This window comes from Bordetella genomosp. 5 (assembly GCF_002261475.1).
GTDB lineage: Bacteria > Pseudomonadota > Gammaproteobacteria > Burkholderiales > Burkholderiaceae_B > Bordetella.
The window spans coordinates 281397-300235 of record NZ_NEVN01000013.1 but is presented as its reverse complement, the minus strand read 5'-3'; the positions used below and the strand labels follow the sequence as shown (position 1 = coordinate 300235).

Annotated in this window: 15 protein-coding genes and 1 pseudogene; 7 read left to right on the top strand and 9 right to left on the bottom strand. The window is 66.4% G+C overall.

Going from position 1 to position 18839, the window contains the following annotated elements; all coding sequences use genetic code 11:
- The first annotated feature begins 486 nt into the window (after nucleotides 1-486).
- The 5 genes from CEK29_RS22330 to CEK29_RS22310 all read left to right on the top strand — a co-directional run bounded on the left by CEK29_RS22330 (nucleotide 487) and on the right by CEK29_RS22310 (nucleotide 8217).
- Nucleotides 487-2199, top strand: coding sequence for a hypothetical protein (locus tag CEK29_RS22330; protein ID WP_094859377.1), 1713 nt, complete (start codon nucleotides 487-489; stop codon nucleotides 2197-2199).
- 408 nt (nucleotides 2200-2607) lie between these two features.
- Entirely contained in the window at nucleotides 2608-3399 is a 792-nt protein-coding gene (locus CEK29_RS22325; protein ID WP_094859376.1) for a SapC family protein, read from the top strand.
- A 246-nt stretch (nucleotides 3400-3645) separates the two neighbouring features.
- On the top strand, nucleotides 3646-5388 hold the full coding sequence (locus CEK29_RS22320) for a type I secretion system permease/ATPase (protein ID WP_094797983.1): 1743 nt from the start codon (nucleotides 3646-3648) through the stop codon (nucleotides 5386-5388).
- Between the two features lie 15 nt (nucleotides 5389-5403).
- A complete protein-coding gene (locus tag CEK29_RS22315) occupies nucleotides 5404-6744 on the top strand; it encodes an HlyD family type I secretion periplasmic adaptor subunit (RefSeq protein WP_094797982.1) in 1341 nt (446 codons plus the stop codon).
- The gene (locus CEK29_RS22310) at nucleotides 6745-8217 is read left to right on the top strand and encodes a TolC family outer membrane protein (RefSeq protein WP_094859375.1); all 1473 of its coding nucleotides are present in this window, start codon (nucleotides 6745-6747) and stop codon (nucleotides 8215-8217) included. It abuts the gene before it with no gap.
- Nucleotides 8218-8313: 96 nt separating this feature from the next.
- Here the strand turns inward: CEK29_RS22310 and rfbC are convergent, their stop codons facing one another.
- The 7 genes and pseudogenes from rfbC to CEK29_RS22275 all read right to left on the bottom strand — a co-directional run bounded on the left by rfbC (nucleotide 8314) and on the right by CEK29_RS22275 (nucleotide 15081).
- Nucleotides 8314-8859, bottom strand: a complete 546-nt coding sequence (gene rfbC, locus CEK29_RS22305; RefSeq protein WP_094797980.1) for a dTDP-4-dehydrorhamnose 3,5-epimerase — start codon at nucleotides 8857-8859, stop codon at nucleotides 8314-8316.
- Entirely contained in the window at nucleotides 8859-9740 is an 882-nt protein-coding gene (gene rfbA, locus CEK29_RS22300; RefSeq protein ID WP_094797979.1) for a glucose-1-phosphate thymidylyltransferase RfbA, read from the bottom strand. The genes rfbC and rfbA overlap by 1 nt, the downstream gene beginning before the upstream one ends.
- On the bottom strand, nucleotides 9737-10630 hold the full coding sequence (gene rfbD / locus CEK29_RS22295; protein WP_094859374.1) for a dTDP-4-dehydrorhamnose reductase: 894 nt from the start codon (nucleotides 10628-10630) through the stop codon (nucleotides 9737-9739). Before rfbD ends, rfbA begins: the two co-directional genes overlap by 4 nt.
- 2 nt (nucleotides 10631-10632) lie before the next feature.
- The gene (locus tag CEK29_RS22290) at nucleotides 10633-11556 is read right to left on the bottom strand and encodes a glycosyltransferase family 2 protein (protein ID WP_094797978.1); all 924 of its coding nucleotides are present in this window, start codon (nucleotides 11554-11556) and stop codon (nucleotides 10633-10635) included.
- A gap of 4 nt (nucleotides 11557-11560) precedes the next feature.
- Complete coding sequence (gene rfbB / locus CEK29_RS22285) at nucleotides 11561-12619, bottom strand: dTDP-glucose 4,6-dehydratase (protein ID WP_094797977.1); 1059 nt, start codon at nucleotides 12617-12619, stop codon at nucleotides 11561-11563.
- Nucleotides 12620-12946: 327 nt separating this feature from the next.
- Nucleotides 12947-13198 (bottom strand): annotated as a pseudogene (locus CEK29_RS24160) (XapX domain-containing protein); the annotation flags it as partial.
- 14 nt (nucleotides 13199-13212) lie between these two features.
- Entirely contained in the window at nucleotides 13213-15081 is a 1869-nt protein-coding gene (locus CEK29_RS22275) for an amidohydrolase (protein ID WP_094859372.1), read from the bottom strand.
- A 305-nt stretch (nucleotides 15082-15386) separates the two neighbouring features.
- Between CEK29_RS22275 and CEK29_RS22270 the strand changes: the two genes are divergently transcribed.
- Nucleotides 15387-16055: a response regulator transcription factor gene (locus tag CEK29_RS22270; RefSeq protein WP_094859371.1), complete on the top strand. Its 669-nt coding sequence runs from the start codon at nucleotides 15387-15389 to the stop codon at nucleotides 16053-16055.
- Between the two features lie 42 nt (nucleotides 16056-16097).
- Here CEK29_RS22270 and CEK29_RS22265 read toward each other — a convergent pair whose 3' ends face one another.
- Nucleotides 16098-16844, bottom strand: a complete 747-nt coding sequence (locus tag CEK29_RS22265) for an SDR family oxidoreductase (protein WP_094859370.1) — start codon at nucleotides 16842-16844, stop codon at nucleotides 16098-16100.
- A gap of 128 nt (nucleotides 16845-16972) precedes the next feature.
- Between CEK29_RS22265 and CEK29_RS22260 the strand changes: the two genes are divergently transcribed.
- Nucleotides 16973-17863, top strand: a complete 891-nt coding sequence (locus CEK29_RS22260; protein ID WP_094797973.1) for a LysR family transcriptional regulator — start codon at nucleotides 16973-16975, stop codon at nucleotides 17861-17863.
- Nucleotides 17864-17942: 79 nt separating this feature from the next.
- On the opposite strand, the gene CEK29_RS22255 is transcribed toward CEK29_RS22260, so the two are convergent.
- Nucleotides 17943-18833 carry a LysR family transcriptional regulator gene (locus CEK29_RS22255; RefSeq protein ID WP_094859369.1) on the bottom strand — a complete coding sequence of 297 codons (891 nt, stop codon included), beginning with the start codon at nucleotides 18831-18833 and terminating at the stop codon, nucleotides 17943-17945.
- Between the last annotated feature and the right edge of the window lie 6 nt (nucleotides 18834-18839).

The window sequence follows — 18839 nt, the reverse complement described above, 5'->3', positions numbered from 1 at the left end:
GTGGTGTGCAAACGACACCATCCGGGCTGGTCCAGGCCTAGGCGAAACGCCCGAGAGGGCGCTCCACGGGGCGCGTACTTTCGCAGGACGGAACGTGATCGTTAAAGACATTCTTAAAGAGGGAGGGTCCACGCCAATCTGACGACAATCGACGACAACCGTCGCAAATTTGGTGTCATTCCCGGTCTACTTGTATGACATGTGGCGATCGTGGCGAGAAGTCACCGGCAATCCCGGGACCGCTCCTGACCCCACATATTCACTAACAATTGATTTGAGCGGGAAGCGCAATTTGCGTGAATAGTAGCTTCGGAGCATGAAATGCGCTGCTAACTCGCAGCATTGTCATGGACTCTCTCGAAATGTTGCTTTAAACTTCCGCGATGTTACTGGATGCTAGGGTAAAGGTATCTTCAAAGTCCCTTCCACAGCTCAGGTAACATCCATCGATGGGTGTAACCCGCAACACAAAGGACGACCAACAAAATGGCTAATCCGTACTTCAACGCGCAGTACTACCTGCAGAACAACCCGGATCTGGTTCTGGCCGGCATCACCGTGGAAACCGCCGAAGCCCACTACACCAAGTACGGTGCTTTCGAAGAATCGAAGGCCGGCGCTCCCCGTCTGCCGAACGCCTGGTTCGACGCTTCGTTCTACCTGCAAAGCAACCCTGATCTGATCGCCGCTGGCCTGACCCTGGGTCAAGCGCTGGATCACTATGCTCAGTACGGCATCTTCGAAGGTCGTGCCTTCAGCGACGACGCTGATCTGGATCCGTCGGAATTCGACGCTTCGGCCTACGCCGCTGCCAACGAAGACCTGCGCACCGCCTTCGGTATCGAAGACGCGTCGGACCTGACCGCCGAGCAAACCGCTGACCTGCTGGGCCACTACCTGGCCTACGGTCTGTACGAATCGCGCACCACCGGCCAGACCGGCGACTTCGCCAACCTGGTTGGCCAATCGCAAGCTGCTCCGATCGCCGTGACCGCTGGCACCGTGGCTGTGGGCACCCAGTTCGACGACACGTTCACCCTGGACGCCGGCACCGTTGCCACCGCTACGGTCAATGGCGTTGCTGGCGATGACACCCTGGTCATCACCGGCGCCGGCGCTACCGCCGTCCGTCTGATCTCGGTCGAAAACGTCGCCATCAACAGCGCCGCCGACGTGACCGTCACCGGCACGGGCGTTGAAACCCTGTCGTTCACGAACGCCTCGGGCGCTTCGTACGCTGGCGCGCTGGTTTCGGACATCACCATCGGTGCTCTCACGACCGGCGTTGAATTCGCCTTCACCGGCGTGACCGGTTCGTCGGACAACCTGTCGCTGAACCTGGCTGCTGACGCCAACGTGTCGGGCGGCGTTGCCGTGTCGGGCGTGGAAACCGTTGATCTGGACCTGGCTGCCACCGTTGACTCGGACGGCAACTTCGTCTCGGCTGGTCAAATCGCTCAGCTGAACGCCAATGGCGTGGAAGGCTCGTCGCTGACGGTGAACATCACCGGCGGCAACGCTGCTTCGACCAACTCGCTGACCGTGGAAAGCTTCGGCTCGGCCGAGCTGGCCACCGTCACCATCGACGGTTCGGACTACCTGGGTGGCCAAACGCTGACCGCTGGCGCCTCGCTGGCTAACGTCAACGTCACCATCAACGGCGGCGCTGGCAAGGACCTGCTGTCCACGAGCACCGCTGCTGGCCACACCGCCACGCTGAACGGTGGCGCTGGTGACGACACGCTGGTGGCTTCGCTGGGTCAGGACATCCTGACCGGTGGCGCTGGCAACGACGTGTTCCAGTTCACGACCGCCAACTCGCTGGTTTCGCTGAACGCCAGCGGCGAGATCGCCGGTGTTGACACCATCACCGACTTCTCGGCTGGTGATTCGATCGAACTGACCGCACCCGTCGCTACGGCCGACATCGCCAACGTGGGCGAAGTGGGTGACAACGGCCTGGTTTCCTTCCAGACCGGCTTCCTGGCCGCCAACTCCACGCTGACCGCCGTCGTGACCGCTCTGAGCGAAAACGCCGCGTCGGGCGAGCAAGTGCTGTTCAAGTTTGGCGCTGATGCATACGCGTTCGTTGCTGACGGCAACACTGGCGACATCGCCGGTGACAGCCTGATCAAGCTGACCGGCGTTGACGTCACCAAGCTGGTTGCCAACGGCACCACCATCGAATTCGCCGTCTAAGCGAATTTGAAGGGAGAGGGCATGCGAATGTCCTCTCGCGTCGCAAGACGCTAAGCACGTAGCAGTCTGAAGAAGGGCCCGAGCAATCGGGCCCTTCTTCTTTGGGGGCCGCACAGCGGCGTGCGCAGCAGCGTGCGCAGCGCCTCGCGCCGCAGCGAGTGCGGCAATGCGCACCCGCGAGCGCAGCCCGAACCTGCAGCGCGGACATGTTCGGCACCGTGCCGTTCCAGCCGCGGTAACGCGAGCCGTACCCCGCGCGCCAGCCCCTTCTCGCGGGGCCGCATCACCCCCGGGAACCCGATTGGCGCCGCCCGGTCGAAGCATGCTATATCTCTTAGTCTGACGAATCCCTCGTCAGCGTCCGACGCCGCCACGCGCGTTTTCGTATCTCAACTGTCTCCTTCGCCCATGCCCAAGTTCGTTGCCCTTTCGCCCTCGCAGCACAAAGACGCTCGCTGGCTCCTCAAGACCTCGTACAAGTTTGCCGGCACGGACGCATTGGTGCCGGTCGTGGCCCGCGAGGCGCACAAGGTGCTGCTCGAGATGCCGCTCGCCTTCGCGCGCCGTCCGGAAGGCGGCTTCGGGCTGGTGGGCGTGCAGGGCCTGGTGGCGAACACCAACCTGTTCGTGTCCGACGACGGCCGCTGGACCGGCCGCTACATCCCCTCCGTGTACCGCGGCTACCCGTTCGCGCTGGGCCGCACGGACGACGGCCGCGAGGTGCTGTGCTTCGATGTCGAGAGCGGCCAGCTGAGCGACGAGGGCGGCGAACGCTTCTTCGAAGACAACGGCGAGCCGGCCACCAAGGTGGCGGGCATGCTGTCGTTTCACGAGGCCGTGACGCTGAACCGCCGGCAGACCAATTTCGCCTGCGACGTGCTGGAAAAGCATGGCCTGATCCAGCCCTGGGAGATCAACCTCGAACTCGCCAGCGGCACCAACCGGATCGAGGGCCTGTTCCGCGTCGACGAGGCCAAGCTCAAGCAGCAGTCGGGCGATGTGCTCGGCGCCCTGATGCAGTCGCACGCCATGCCGCTGGCGTATTGCCAGCTGCTGTCGATGCAGCAGCTCGAGCAGCTCGGCATCCGCGCGCGGGCCCGCTCGGCCGCCGGCAAGGCAGCGCTGGCCACCGACCAGTACGGCGACATCAATCTCGATTTCCTGAATGACGACGGGGTGTTCCCGTTCGGCCACAGCTGATGTCCGGACCGGAGGCCCGGCCGTGTGGCCTCCGGTACACACCCTGTTTGCGGGGCCCGTTCCCCGGGGTGACCCTGGGCTTGTTGTCAGGTGTGCGTGTTACCATTGGCAGCTTTTCTGAATCGCGGCCAGCGCCGCTGCAATGAGGCGGACACTGCCTTTTTGCAGGGCTTCCCGGGCTGCTGATGACCGACTTCGGTTCGCATATTTCAGGCTGGTTTTCCGGCCACTCCCATAGGTTTTTCCATGAAGCCTTCCCGTCGCACTGAGTTGGGCGAGGCCCTGTACCGCTTTCGCAAGACGTTCTACGGTCTGGCCGCGTTCAGCTGTGTGATCAATATTCTTGCGCTCACACCGTCGCTGTACATGCTGCAGGTGTACGACCGGGTGCTGGCGAGCCGCAACGAAACGACCCTGCTCATGCTGACCGTCCTGGTGGCCGGTCTGTTCCTGCTGTCGGCGCTGCTCGAATTCGCGCGCTCGTCGGTGTTGATCCGCGTGGGCAACAAGTTCGACGAGATGCTGAGCAATCGCGTCTTCACGGCCTCGTTCGAGCGCAATCTGCGCCGCGCCGGGGGCAACCCGGCCCAGGCCACGCACGATCTCACCAACCTGCGGCAATTCCTCACCGGCAGCGCGCTGTTCGCCTTTTTCGATGCGCCCTGGACGCCCATCTATATGGCGGTCGCGTTCATGGTGCACCCGCTGCTGGGCTTCATCACGCTGGGCGGCTCGATCATTCTGTTCGGCCTGGCCTACCTCAACAAGCTCGCCACCGACAAGCCGCTGGGCGATGCCAACGTGTCGGCCTTGCAGGCCGCCGCGTTCGCCAACAACCACCTGCGCAACGCCGAAGTGATCGAGGCGATGGGCATGCTGCCCGGCCTGCGCGAACGCTGGCGCAAGCAGCATCAGCGCGTGCTGAAGCTGCAGACCCAGGCGTCCGATAGCGCCGCCCGTATCAGCACCGTCAGCCGTTTCGTGCGCGTGTTTCTGCAGTCCGCGATCCTGGGCGCCGGCGCGCTGCTGGTGATCGAAGGCCAGATCTCGCCGGGCATGATGATCGCGTGCTCGATTCTGCTGGGCAAGGCGCTCGGGCCGGTCGAGCAGGCCATCGGCACCTGGAAGCAGCTCGTGTCGACCCGCGCGGCCTACGCCCGTCTGGACGAGATCCTCAAGGAAGCGCCGCCGCGCGGCAACACGCTGTCGCTGCCGCGTCCGCGTGGCCAGCTGTCGTTCGACAACGTGTTCGCCACGGCGCCGGGCGCCAAGCAGGCCATTCTCAAGGGCCTGAGCTTCAAGATCGAGCCGGGCGAAGTGGTCGGCGTGATCGGCCCCTCGGCATCCGGCAAGTCGACCCTGGCCCGTCTGGTGGTCGGCGTCTGGCCCGCCCAGGCCGGCAACGTGCGCCTGGATGGCGCCGACGTGTATCTCTGGAACAAGGACGAGCTCGGTCCGCATATCGGTTATCTGCCGCAGGACATCGAGCTGTTCGAAGGCACGATCGCCGAGAACATCGCCCGCTTCGGCGAGCCGGACTCGGCCAAGGTCATCAAGGCGGCCCAGCTGGCCGGCGTGCACGACATGATCCTGCGCCTGCCCAACGGCTACGACACGCGCCTGGGCATGGACGGCGCCTCGCTGTCGGGCGGCCAGCGTCAGCGCGTGGCGCTGGCGCGCGCGGTCTACGGCGATCCCGCGCTGATCGTGCTGGACGAGCCCAACTCCAATCTGGACGATCAGGGCGAGGCCGCCCTGGTCAACTCGGTGCGTCAGCTCAAGCAGCTGGGCGCCACGGTGCTGCTGGTCACGCACCGCATGAATATCTTGAACGCGGTCGACAAATTGATGGTCGTACGCGATGGCGTGATGGTGATGTACGGCGCGCGGGAAACCGTGCTGGACACGCTGCGCAAGCAGCGGACGCAGGCGCAGCAGCTCAGTGCTCAGCAAGGCGCGCCGCTCGCCGCCCCGGCCGCCAGTCTTTAACGGGTCTCGAGAACAATGTGGTTCAAGAAGCAAATCGCCAATAAGGGCGCCGACGTACCGGCGGAGGTCGATACGAATGCCCACGCGCCGATGCGCTGGGGCCTCGTGGTGCTGCTCGTCGGGTTCGGCGGATTCGCGCTGTGGGCGGCTTTCGCGCCGCTGGACGCCGGTGTGACGGCGAATGCCTACGTGCAGGTCGCCGGCAACCGCAAGGCCATCCAGCATCTGGAAGGCGGCACCATCGAAGAGATCCTGGTGCGCGAAGGCGACAAGGTGCACGCGGGTCAGGTCCTGGTGCATCTCAATCCCACGCGTGCGCGTGCGGAGCAGGGCGTCGTGAGCTCGCAGTACATCGTGGCCAAGGCCGTGCAGGCGCGCCTGCTGGCGGAGCGCGACGGCACCGGCAAGATCGTCCAGGATCCGGCCTTCGTGGAGCGCTTCAAGGACGATCCGCGCTACATCACGGCCACGCGGGCGCAGCAGAGTCTTTACGAGACGCGCACGCGCGCGCTCGAAGGCGAGATCGGCATCCTGAAAGAGAATCAGCGTGGCGCGGAACAGCAGCTGCGTGGCCTCGAAGAGGTGCAGCGCAACCGCCGCCAGCAGATCGCCTACATCGGCCGCGAGCTGGCCGGCGTGCGCGATCTCGCGCGCGAAGGGTATCTGCCGCGCAATCGCATGTTCGAGCTGGAGCGCGACGCCGCCCAGCTGCAGGCCGCCCTGTCCACCGATATCGTCGACGCCGGCCGCACGCGCAACCAGGTCTCCGAGCTGAAGCTGCGCATCCTGCAGCGCACGCAGGACTATCAAAAAGAGGTGCAGTCGCAGCTCAGCGATATCCAGAAAGAAGTGACGGCGCTGGGTGACCGGCTGTCGGCGCTCGATTACAGCGTGCAGGAAACGGATATCCGCTCGCCGATCGACGGCACCATCATGAATCTGCAGATTCATACGGTGGGTGGCGTGGTGGCGCCGGGGGCGACGCTGATGGAAGTGGTGCCGAACGATGCGCCTTATCTGGTGCAGGCCCAGGTGCCGGTGCAATCGATCGATCGTGTCGAGACCGGTCTCGATGTGGAGATCACGTTCCCGGCCTTCAACCACGCGCGCACGCCGAATATTCCGGGCAAGGTGCTGACCGTCTCGGCCGACCGCCTGACGGATCCCAAGGGCGAAGTCCCCTACTACCTGGCTCAGGTCGAAGTGACGCCGGAAGGCGTGGAGCTGCTCGGCCAGAACACGATTCGCCCCGGCATGCCGGCATCGGTGATGATCCGCACCGGCGAGCGCACCATGCTCAACTATCTGCTCAAGCCGCTGCTCGAACGCGTCGACCGCTCTTTCAAGGAGCAATAAATGCGCGCCTTGCTCACCACCGCGGGATTGCTGTGGGCCGTGGCCACCGGCGTCGCGGCGCAGACGGCGCCCGCCGGGGCGGCCCCCGTCGGGGCGGCCCCAGCCGTCGTGGCACCCGCCCGTTCGGCGCCCGCGACGAAGGCCGCCGCACCGGCGGCCAGTATCCCCGCCAACGCGCCGCTCACGCTGTCGCAGGCATGGCGGCTGACGCTGGAGAACGATCCCACCTACCAGGCGGCGGAGAGCGAGCGCGATGCGAGCCAGACCAACCGCGCCATGGGCCGGGCTCAGCTGCTGCCGCAGGTGAGCGGGGCGATCGGCCGCAACAAGATCCGCGGCGATATCGAAGAACCCGACGAGTTCGGTGGCGTGGCCCGCACCGATCTCGATTACATGTCGCGCACCAATGAGATCCGCGTGACGCAAACCGTCTTCAACTGGGGGCGTTTCGCGGAGTACCGCCAGGGCCATTCACGCGCCGACTACGGGCTGGCCGTGTTCGACACCAAGGCGCAGGACACGGCGGTGCGCCTGTTCAATCGCTATCTGCAGGCGCTGCTGTCGTACGAAAACGTGAAGCTGCTGGACGGCAAGCTCAAGGCCAACGAGCAGCAGATCACCGTGGCGAAGCGCCGATTCGATCTGGGCGAAGGCACCGTCACCGACGTGCGCGAGGCCCAGTCGCGCCGCGACCTGGCGCGCGCCGATCTGATCCAGGCGCAGGACGCCCTGATCGTCGCGTCGCGCGAGCTCCAGGAAATGATCGGCCGTCCGCCGCAGCAACTGACCAACATCGATCCGTTCGACGCGCGCCGCACGGCCGCGCGCGACCTCGAGCAGTGGATGGGCCGGGCGATGCAGGACAACGCCGAAATCCGCTCGGGCCTGCAGGCCTACAAGATCTCCGATCAGGAAATCGATCGTGCGTTCGGCGGTCACCTGCCCACCGTGGACGCCATCGCGTCCCGGCGCAAGGTCTCGGCGGAAACGCTGTCGACCCGCGATCAGGACAGCACGACCACGTCGGTCGGGGTGCAGATCAACGTGCCGATCTTCTCGGGCGGCATGACGAGCGCCCAGGTGGATCAGGCGCGCTTCAATCGCGATCGCGCCGGCCAGGAGCTGGCCGCCACGCGCGAGCGGATCGCCGTCGAGGTGACCCGGCAGTATCAAGGGGTGGTGAGTGGCGCCGAGCGCGTCGCGGCCCTCGAGGTAGCGGCCACGTCCAGCGCCGAGGCGCTGAAGGCCGTGCAGAAGGGCTTCCAGGCAGGCACCCGCACGATCGTCGATATCCTGGATGCCCAGGACCAGCTCTATCAGGCGCGGCTCGATCTGAGCAAATCGCGTCTGCAATTCATCCAGGCGCGGCTGGCGCTGGCCAGTGCGGCCGGCAATCTCGATGCGACCGAGATCGACGACGTCAGCAAGACCTACTTCAGCACGGCCGTGGCGGATCTCGCCGTCGCGCGCTGAGCGCAGGCAGGCCGCGCCCGCGTGCCACCTGCTTCTGTAGTCAGACACAGAAAGCGGGCCGTCGAACCTTGATTCGCCCGGCCCGCGGCCTCGCCATCAGGCGTAGGTGTCGGCGTCTTTCAGCAGCACGCCCTGCTGGTCCTTGGCGGACAGGATCGGGTCCGTGCTGATCGGCCATTCGATGGCCAGATCCGGATCGTTCCACAGAATGCTGCGCTCATGCTGCGGCGCGTAGTAGTTCGTGGTCTTGTACAGAAACTCCGCCGACTCCGACAGCACCACGAAACCGTGCGCGAAGCCTTCCGGCACCCACAGCTGACGCTTGTTCTGTGCGGACAGGTGCACGCCGACCCACTGACCGAACGTGGGCGACGAGCGGCGCAGGTCGACGGCCACGTCGAACACCTCGCCCGACGTGACGCGCACCAGCTTGCCCTGCGGCTGCTGCATTTGATAGTGCAGGCCGCGCAGCACGCCGTGCGCGGAGCGCGAGTGGTTGTCCTGGACGAACTGGGTCTTCAGGCCGGTCAGGGATTCAAATTGCTGCTGATTGAAGCTCTCGAAGAAAAACCCGCGGTCGTCGCCGAACACCTTGGGCTCGAACAGCACCACGTCCGGAATCTGTTGTCGGATGGCTTGCATCAATAGACCTTTTCTTTGAGCACACGTTTGAGATACTGGCCATAGCCGTTCTTGGACAGCGGCTCGGCGAGTGCCTCGAGTTGTTCGGGCGAAATCCAGCCCTGGCGGAAGGCGATCTCTTCGGGGCACGCCACCTTCAGGCCCTGGCGGCTCTCGATCGTGGCGATGAACTGGCCGGCCTCGAGCAGCGACTCGTGCGTGCCGGTATCGAGCCAGGCGTAGCCGCGGCCCATGATCTCGACCGCCAGCTGCTTCTGTTCGAGATAGGCGCGGTTGACGTCGGTGATTTCGAGTTCGCCGCGTGCCGAGGGCTTCACCTGCTTGGCGATGTCGACCACCTGCGAATCATAGAAATACAGGCCAGTCACCGCGTAGCTGGACTTCGGCTGCTTGGGCTTTTCTTCGAGCGACAGCACCTGGCCGTTGTCATCGAACTCCGCCACGCCGTAGCGCTCGGGATCGTGCACGTGATAGGCGAAGATGCTCGCGCCATCGGGACGCGCGGACGCGCGCGCCAGCAGCAGATGGAAGTCGTGGCCGTAGAAAATATTGTCGCCCAGCACCAGCGCGCTCGGCGCGCCATCGAGGAACTTCTCGCCGATGATGAAGGCCTGCGCCAGACCGTCGGGCGAGGCCTGCACTTCGTATTGCAGATTCAGGCCCCAGCGCGAGCCGTCGCCCAGCAGCTGTTCGAAGCGCGGCGTGTCTTGCGGCGTCGAGATGATCAGGATGTCCCGGATACCCGCCAGCATCAGCGTGGTCAGGGGGTAGTAGATCATCGGCTTGTCGAAGACCGGCAGCAGCTGCTTGCTCAGCGCGAGCGTCGCGGGGTGCAGTCGGGTGCCGGAACCTCCGGCCAAAATAATGCCTTTACGTTTCATGGCGTATCCGTCGAAGTGAGTTGATCGATCAGGCGATCGACATACACCTGCCAGGCCGGCAGCGCGAGACCGAGGCCGCTGGCGAGCTTGGTGTTGTCGAGACGAGAGTTGGCGGGACGCCGGGCAGGAACAGGGTATTCGGCCGTGGTGATGGGCGCCACCGCGCCCTGCGGCAGGGCCAGCGGCATGCCGTTGGCGCGGGCACGCTCGATGGCGTAGGTCGCCAGGCCGTGCCACGTCGTTTCGCCGCTGGCCACCAGGTGATAGACACCGGAGCCGAGGCGGCCTTGCACGTGCGCGAGGATGGCGTGCGCGGTGACGTCGGCGATCAGCTCGGCCGAGGTCGGCGCGCCATGCTGGTCGGCCACCACGCGCAGCGCGTCGCGCTCGCGGGCCAGGCGCAGCATGGTCTTGATGAAGTTGCCGCCATGCGACGAAAACACCCAGCTCGTGCGCAGCACGAGGTTGGCACAGCCGGCCTGCGCAATGGCCTGCTCGCCCTCGAGTTTGGTGCGGCCGTAGACGCTCTGCGGGCCGGTGGCGTCGTCTTCGAGGTATTGGCCGGCTTTCGTGCCATCGAAGACGTAGTCGGTGGAGTAATGCACCAGCAGGGCGCCGCGGCGCGCCGCGCACTCGGCCAGCACGGCCACGGCCTGGGCATTCACGCGGCCCGCGGCGTCGGCGTCGGTCTCTGCCTTGTCCACCGCCGTGTAGGCGGCCGCATTGACGATGACGTCCGGCGCGACCCGCTCGATCACGGCGCGCAGCGTGTCGGGCTGGCCCAGATCGGCCTCGGTGCGGTCCATCGCGACCAGCTGCCCGAGCGGGAGCAGCGTGCGTTGCAGCTCGCGTCCGACCTGTCCATTCTTGCCGAGAAGTAGAACTTTCATTTTTAGATCTTGTTGAAAATGGCCGCGGCGAGCAGACCGAGGTTGCCCAGGGTCGTCTGGCGATAAACGCCGCTGCGGTAGAGCCCCGAGATTCGGCCCGGCAGACTTGCCTGCCGGGCTTGCGAGAAGCGGTTCAGCCGGCGGCGGCTGTCCTCGCTCAGGTGGTCGTGCAGCGGCTCGAGCGCCCGCAGATTGCGGGTGTTCCAGTCGCGCAGCCGGCCCTGCGCCAGTTGCCGCACGCGCGACAGGCGCGCGCTGAAACTGCGATTGGCGCCGATCAGATTGCCGTCGTGCTGGCGGTATTGCAGCGACGGGCGATGATCGTAGTGCACCTCGCCGCCACAGCCGCTGATCACCTGATAGGTCAGCCAGTCGTGCGCGGCGACGTCGGCTTGCGGACCGACGGTGCGCATGAGCGCCATGGCGGGATTGTTGAACACCATCGTGTTGCCGCCGGCGATGTTCTGCACGAGCGCGTTGGCGAAGGCCGGGCTGCGGTTGAACTGCGGCGACTCGCCGATCGGCTGGCCGACGCCATCGATCAGGCGGGTCCGCGAGCAGTACAGCGCCGGCCGGGTCGGGTCGACCGTACGCAGCCACGCCAGGGCCCGCTCGAGCTTGTCCGCGTCCCAGATGTCGTCCTGGTCGGCGTAGGCGTAGTAATCGGCCCGCACCTCGGGATGACAGGTCAGGCTCAGGAAGTTCGCGACGAACCCCTGGCGCGGGCCCGCCAGCAGATGGACTCTCGATTCGCCCCACTTCTGGCGGAAGTCGTCGATCAGCGCGAGCGTGCCGTCGCGCGATCCGTCATCCGAGATGAAGAGCGTCCAGTTCTGGTGCGTTTGTGCGCCGAGCGATGCCAGTTGGTCGGCCAAGAACGCCTGCCCTTGGTAGGTGCAGAGCAGGATAGCGACTTGGTCAGCCATGCTGTCAGGTGTACTGCTTCGATACCCAGTCGCGATAGGCGCCGGATGTCACGTCCTGAACCCATTGCTGGTTGTCCAGGTACCACTGGACGGTCTTGCGGATGCCCGAGTCGAAGGTCTCGGCGGGCTTCCAACCCAGCTCGGCGCCGATCCGGCCCGCGTCGACCGCGTAGCGGCGGTCGTGGCCCGGGCGGTCTTTCACGAACTCGATCTGATCGCGATACGACTTGCCGTCGGCGCGCGGGCTGAGTTCGTCGAGCAGCGCACAGATCGTGTGCACGACGTCGAGGTTGGCTTTTTCGTTGTGGCCGCCGACGTTGTAGGTCTCGCCCGGCTTGCCGGCCTCGAGCACGCGGCGGATCGCGCTGCAGTGATCCTTGACGTAGAGCCAGTCACGGATCTGCTGGCCATCGCCATAAATCGGCAGCGGCTTGCCACCCAGTGCGTTGTGAATCACCAGCGGGATCAACTTTTCGGGGAAATGATAAGGCCCGTAGTTGTTGGAGCAGTTGGTGGTGAGCACCGGGATGCCGTAGGTGTGGTGATAGGCGCGCACGAGGTGATCGCTCGCGGCCTTGCTCGCCGAATACGGGCTGTTGGGCTGATATTGATGCTGTTCGGTGAACGCGGCGTCGCCCGCTTCGAGCGTGCCGTACACCTCGTCGGTGGACACGTGCAAAAAGCGGAAGGCGTTGCGTTCGGACTCGGGCAGCGCGTTGAAATAAGCGCGCACGCATTCGAGCAACTGGAACGTGCTGACGATGTTGGTTTGAATGAACTCGCCGGGCCCGTGAATGGAGCGGTCGACGTGAGATTCGGCCGCGAAATTGAGCACGGCGCGCGGCTGGTGCTCTTGCAGCAGCTTCGTTACCAGGGCGGTGTCACCGATATCACCGTGAATCAGCTGGTGGCGGCTATCGCCTCGCAGCGAATCCAGGTTGCGCGGATTGCCGGCATAAGTGAGCTTGTCGAGCGTAATGACGGGCTCGTCATGCTGCGCCAGCCAATCCAGCACGAAATTCGATCCGATGAAGCCGGCGCCGCCGGTAACGATAATTGTCATTATTTAGGAGCCGCGGCGACACGCGAGGTCGCCGCACAGAGGGGAAAGGTCGGCAACTATTATGCCGTAATTGCCTAAGCCGCTGGGAAACAAGCGGTTTCCCCTCCCCCTATGGCGCGAGATCGCAAATGCTCTAAAAACAAATGCGTCTTTTTATAGTTTGGCGCTTATAGGCTGTCAGCTCGATTTATTTTCGGGCGGCGTGGTGGCGGTCGGGGTGACGGGGGCGGTCGCCACGGCCACCGGAGCGCCGGCCACCGCAGCGCCGGCCACCGGGCCGCCAGCCACCGGAGCGCCGGCCGCCGGAGTGCCGGCCACCGGACCGCCGGCCGCCGGAGTGCCGGCCGCCGGCCCCGGCATACCGGTGATCTTCGGCACGCATTCGGAATGAAACCAGGAGATCGTGACGGGTTCGCCCGCGAGCCAGCGCTTGACCGGCGGGACCACCTGCTCGCCGATCAGCATGCCCAACAGCCCGAGCAGCGCGACCACCGGCGGCGCCGGCGAGCGCACCTGCAGCAGCGCGTAGATGACGCCGACCAGCACGCCGGCGCCGAGGGAAACGAGATAGAGCTTCATGGGCAGCCTCGGCGTCAGAAGGCCCAGCAGGAGCAGCCGAGCGCGCCCCAGAAGCGGTTGCGCTCGGACGTGGGCACGGCGGTGTCCCAGGCGTGCGCGTGGCCGTGCACGCCGCAGCTCGTGCTGCATGCGCACAGCGAGCGCATCGCCGCGCCGCGGGTGGCGAGCTGCGGGCGCGGCACGTAGCCGCCGTGGTGGCGGGCGGGTGACCAGTCCGGCATGGCCGGCGGCAGCTCCGGCGCCAGCGGCCGGAACTCGTCGCTGCCGTGCACGACGTTGCCGCCCAGCAGGGTCAGCACGGAGGTGATGTCCTGGATGTCGTCGCCGGGCACGCTGAAGTAGTCGGCCGACAGCACCGCCAGATCGGCGAGCTGGCCGACCTGGATCTGGCCTTTCTTGCCCACCTCGGTGGAGAACCAGGTATTGGCTTCGGTCCAGAGCCGCAATGCGGTTTCGCGGTCGAGCACGTTGGCCTGCGGATAGAGCGACATGCCGCCCACCGTCTTGCCGGTGGTGAGCCAGTACAGCGATACCCACGGGTTGTAGGAAGCGACGCGGGTGGCGTCGGTGCCGGCACCGACCTTCACGCCGCGCTCCAGCATGCGCTTGATCGGCGGGGTGGCCTCGGCGGCGCGGGCGCCGTAGCGCTCCACGAAATACTCGCCCTGATACGCCATGCGGTGCTGCACGGCGATGCCGCCACCCAGGGCCGCAATGCGGTCGATGTTGCGGTCGGTGATGGTCTCGGCGTGGTCGAAGAACCAGTTCAGGCCTTCGAAGGGCACGTCGCGCGCCACCTTTTCGTACACGTCGAGCGCGCGCGAGATGGTCTCGTCGTAGGTGGCGTGCATGCGCCACGGCCAGCGCTTCTCAGCGAGCAGCCGCACCACCGGTTCGAGGTCCGCTTCCATCGACGGCGCCATGTCGGGCCGCTCGACGCGGAAGTCTTCGAAGTCCGCAGCGGTATAGACCAGCATTTCGCCGGCGCCGTTGTGGCGGTACAGGTCATCGCCCTGGCCGGGATGCACGGTGTCGGCCCAGTTTTTGAAATCCTCGAGCTCTTCCTTGGGCTTTTGCGTGAAGAGGTTGTAGGCGAGCCGGATCGTGAGCTGACCTTCGCGGTGCAGTTCTTCGATGACCTGATAGTCGTCGGGGTAGTTCTGGTAGCCGCCACCGGCGTCGATCACGCCCGTCACGCCCAGCCGGTTGACCTCGCGCATGAAGTGGCGCGTGGAGTTCTTTTGATACTCGGCGGGCAGCTTGGGGCCCTTGGCCAGCGTGGAATACAGGATGGTGGCGTTGGGCTTGGCCAGCAGCAGGCCGGTGGGGTTGCCCGAGGCGTCGCGGATGATCTCACCGCCCGGCGGATTGGGCGTGTCCTTGGTATAGCCCACGGCGCGCAGCGCGGCGCCGTTGAGCAGGGCACGGTCATACATGTGCAGGATGAACACGGGCGTGTCGGGCGCGGCGGCGTTGAGCTCTTCGAGCGTCGGCAGGCGCTTCTCGGCGAACTGGTGTTCGGTGAAGCCGCCCACCACGCGCACCCACTGCGGCGCCGGCGTGCGGTCGGCCTGCTCCTTGAGCATGCGCATCGCGTCGGCCAGCGAACGCACGCCGTCCCAGCGCAGTTCGAGGTTGTAGTTCAGGCCGCCCCGGATGATGTGCATGTGGCTGTCGATCAGCCCGGGGATGACGCGCCGCCCCTGCAGGTCGATGACGCGCGTGGCGCTCGTGGCGGTGCGCATGATCTCGTCGCGCTCGCCCACGGCGCTGAAGCGGCCGCCGCTGATGGCCACGGCGTCGGCCTGCGGGTTCTGCCGGTCGAGCGTGGCGAACTTGCCGTTGATCAGAATCAGGTCGGGGGAAGAGGGGGTTTGTGTCATCGGAAATTCTCCAGGCATGCCGTGAACGGTGCAATCTGCCGTGCGCCGGACCCAAGGCTAATGCGTCGCCGGCGTGCAAGCCATTGTCTGTTGGTATTAGGCCCGGATTTTATGAGTGAGATGCGCGTCTCGGCGTGCGATCCGAAAGGGCGTTTCACCGTCGTCGTGCACGGCGTCCCGAAGCGTGGGACGCCGTAACGAAACTGAATGTAGGCGTACGAACTCCGCGCGGATGGCGCCGATATAATCCGCCGCGTTTACGGGGGCGGCCCGCCGCGACCCCGCTACCTGCTGGCGGGAGAAAAATGAATCACTCGAGTCTGGAAGACAAGCGCCCCGACGACGGCGATGCGCTGGTGATCGTCGTCGACGACGATGCGCCGTTGCGCGAGGCGCTGAGCAGCCTGCTGCGGTCGGTGGGCCTGCGGGTCGCGCTTCATGACTCGGCCCATGCGCTGCTCGATGCGCCGTTGCCGGATGTGCCGAGCTGCCTGCTGCTCGACGTGCGTCTGCGCGGGCCGAGCGGGCTCGAACTGCAGACCCGGCTGCGCCAGCAGGCCGAACACGTTCCCATCATCTTCATGACGGGCCATGGCGACATCGCCATGACGGTGGCCGCGATGAAAGGCGGCGCCGAAGACTTTCTCACCAAGCCCTTCCGGGATCAGGACCTGCTCGACGCCGTGACGGCCGCGCTCGACAAGGACCGGGAGCGGCGGCGCGGCTCGCGGCGCGCTGCCGCGATCCGCGCGCTCTATGAGTCGCTCACGCCGCGCGAGGCCGAGGTCATGGGCCTTGCCGTGCGGGGCCTGCTCAACAAGCAGATCGCGGGCCGGATCGGCATCAGCGAGGTCACGGTGAAGATCCACCGCGGCCAGGCCATGCGCAAGATGCAGGCGCGCTCCTTCGCCGATCTGGTGTTGATGGCGCAGCAACTCGGCATCTGCGACACGGCGCTCGAGGCGCTGGCCTGAGCGCCGGCGAGGCCGCGCGCCCGGCCGCGCGCACGCGGTGTGTCAGGCCACGCCGCCGTTGGCGCGGATGATCTGCCCATTGATCCAGCCCGAGGCCGGGCTTGCCAGAAAGGCCACCACCTCGGCGATATCGTCGGGCTGACCCAGACGCTCGAGCGGCGGCAGCTTCGTGAAATGCTCGATCTGTTCGGGCGTTTTACCTTTCTTGAACAGCTCGGTGGCGACCGGGCCGGGCGCGACGGCGTTCACCGTGATGGCGCGTCCGCGCAGCTCCTTCGCATAGACATGCGTGAAGGCTTCGACCGCGGCCTTGCTGGCGTTGTAGATCGCATAGCCCGGCAGCGCGAGGGCCAGCGCGGTGGTCGAGAAGTTGATGACGCGTCCGCCGTCGGCCAGGCGCGTGGCGGCGGCCCGCAGGGTATTGAAGGTGCCGCGCGTGTTGATGTCGAACAGCCGCGCGTACTCTTCGTCGCTGTATTGCGCGAGCGGTTGCGTCGAGATCACGCCCGCGTTGTTCACGAGCACGTCGAGCTGGCCGAACTCCGCTTGGGCCGCGTCGAAGAGGGCGTCCACGTCGGCGGGCTGGGAGACATCGCCTCGGACCGCGAGGGCGCGGCCGCCGGCGGCCTGGATGGTCTGGACCACCGTCTCGGCTTCTTCCGAGCGCGAGGCGTAGTTCACGATCACGGCGTGGCCGTCTTGCGCCAGGCGGGTGGCGATGCGCGCGCCGATGCCGCGCGAGGCACCGGTCACGAGGGCGACTCGCTGGGAGGGTTGGGCTTGGGACATGAGGGGCTCCGGGGTGAGGGAGGCCGTGGATCGGCCTGGATGACGCTATCTTCGATCATTCTCATGGAAAGATAATCGGCTTTGGCGGGGTAAGATTATTTCGTTTGCATAAACAATGATGCCGAGCCATGGACCGTTTCCAGGAAATGCAGGCCTTTGTGCGGATCGCCGAACGCGGGAGCTTTACGCGGGCCGGTGAGGATCTGCGCATCCCGCGCGCCACGCTCACCAATCTGATCAAGCGGATGGAGGCCCGCCTCGGCACGCGTCTGCTGGAGCGCACGACGCGCGCGGTGCGGCTCACGCCCGATGGCGAGGCGTTCTACCAGCGCTGCGTGCGGCTGCTCGCCGATCTGGACGAGGCCGAGGGTGCGTTCCGCGACGCGGCGCCCAAAGGGCTGCTACGCGTGAACATGCAGGGCACGCTGGCGCGCCGTTTCGTGGTGCCGGCCCTGCCGGATTTTCTGGCGCGCAACCCCGGCCTCGAGCTGCATCTGGGCGAGGACGACCGGCTGGTGGATCTGGTGCGTGAAGGTGTGGACTGCGTGCTGCGCGCGGGCACCCTGCAAGATTCGAGCATGGTCGGCGTGCGCGTGGCGATGCTCGAGCAGGTGACGGTGGCCAGCCCCGCCTATCTCGAGCGCCATGGCACGCCGCAGGACCTGGAATCCCTGGCACAGCATCGCGCGGTGAACTTCGTCTCCAGCCGGTCGGGCCGCGCTTTGCCGCTGGAGTTCGACGTGGCGGGCCGCACGCGCGAGGTGGCGCTGGCCGGCGCCGTCAGCGTGACCGGCGCGGAGCTTTACACCGCCTGCGCGCTGGCGGGCCTGGGGCTGGTGCAGGTGCCGCGCTACCGGCTGGCCGCCGAGCTGGCGGATGGCCGCCTGTGCGTCGTGCTGCCGGCGTATCCGCCGCCGCCCTTGCCGGTGTCGGCGCTCTATCCGCAGAACCGCCAGCTTTCGGTGCGGGTGCGCACCTTCGTGCAGTGGCTGCGCGACGTCTTCGCCGACGCGCGTTGAGCGACGTGCGTTGAGCGACACGCGTTGAGCGACGTGCGCTGACCGACGGGCGCGAGCCGATCGTTGTGTGCGTGGCGGGTCAGCGCAGCAGCGCCGCGCGCAGCCAGTCGACGAAGCGCGCCGCCTGTGCGTCGAGCTCGCCCGCGGGCAGCACCATCATCGCGCCGTCGACCGGCACGAATCCGCACGGCGCGATCAGGCTGCCGTCCGCCAGCTCGCGCTGCACCAGGCGCGATTCGACCAACGCCATGCCCAGGCCGCCCGCGGCGGCTTCGATGCACAGGTGGGTGTGTGGAAACGCGATCTCGCGGCGGGGCAGCTCGCTGGCGCGGGGCAGGGCGGCGCCTGCCGGCGCCGGGCGGTGCGCGCGCCACCGGGCCCGCCAGAGCGTCCAGGCGCTGGTGGTGTGTTCGTGCGTGATGCGCACGGCCCCGCGCGCGCGCCAGTCGTAGTCGGGCCGGCACACCGGTCCGAAGGCAATCGGCGCCAGCGCGATGGCGCGTTCGCGCTCGGTCTCGGGGTAGTGACTCAGGTCCCAGGCGATCAGCAGGTCGGCGCCTTCGGCGCGGATCTCGCGGGCCGAGGTCATGGAAAGGCGGATGCGGATCTCGGGCTCGGCCCGATAGAACTCGGCCAGGTGCGGCACCAGCCAGCGCATCGCGAAGGTGGCACTGCAGGCCACGTGCAGGCCGGGCTGGCGCGCCCGCTGCTGCAGCCGGGCATAACCATCTTCGAGCTGGTCGAACAGCGGCCCGATGAGTGTTTGCAGCGCCTGCCCGGCGTCGTTGAGCACGATGCCGGTGCCCTGGCGGGCGTAGAGCGGCACGCCGAGGTGCTCCTGCAGCGCGCGTAGCTGCCGGCTCACGGCACCGTGGGTGCGATGCAGTTCGGCCGCGGCGGCGGTGACCGAGCCGCTGCGGGCCACGGCGTCGAAGGCGCGCAGCGCCGAGAGGGGAGGAAGTTTGCGCATGAGGAA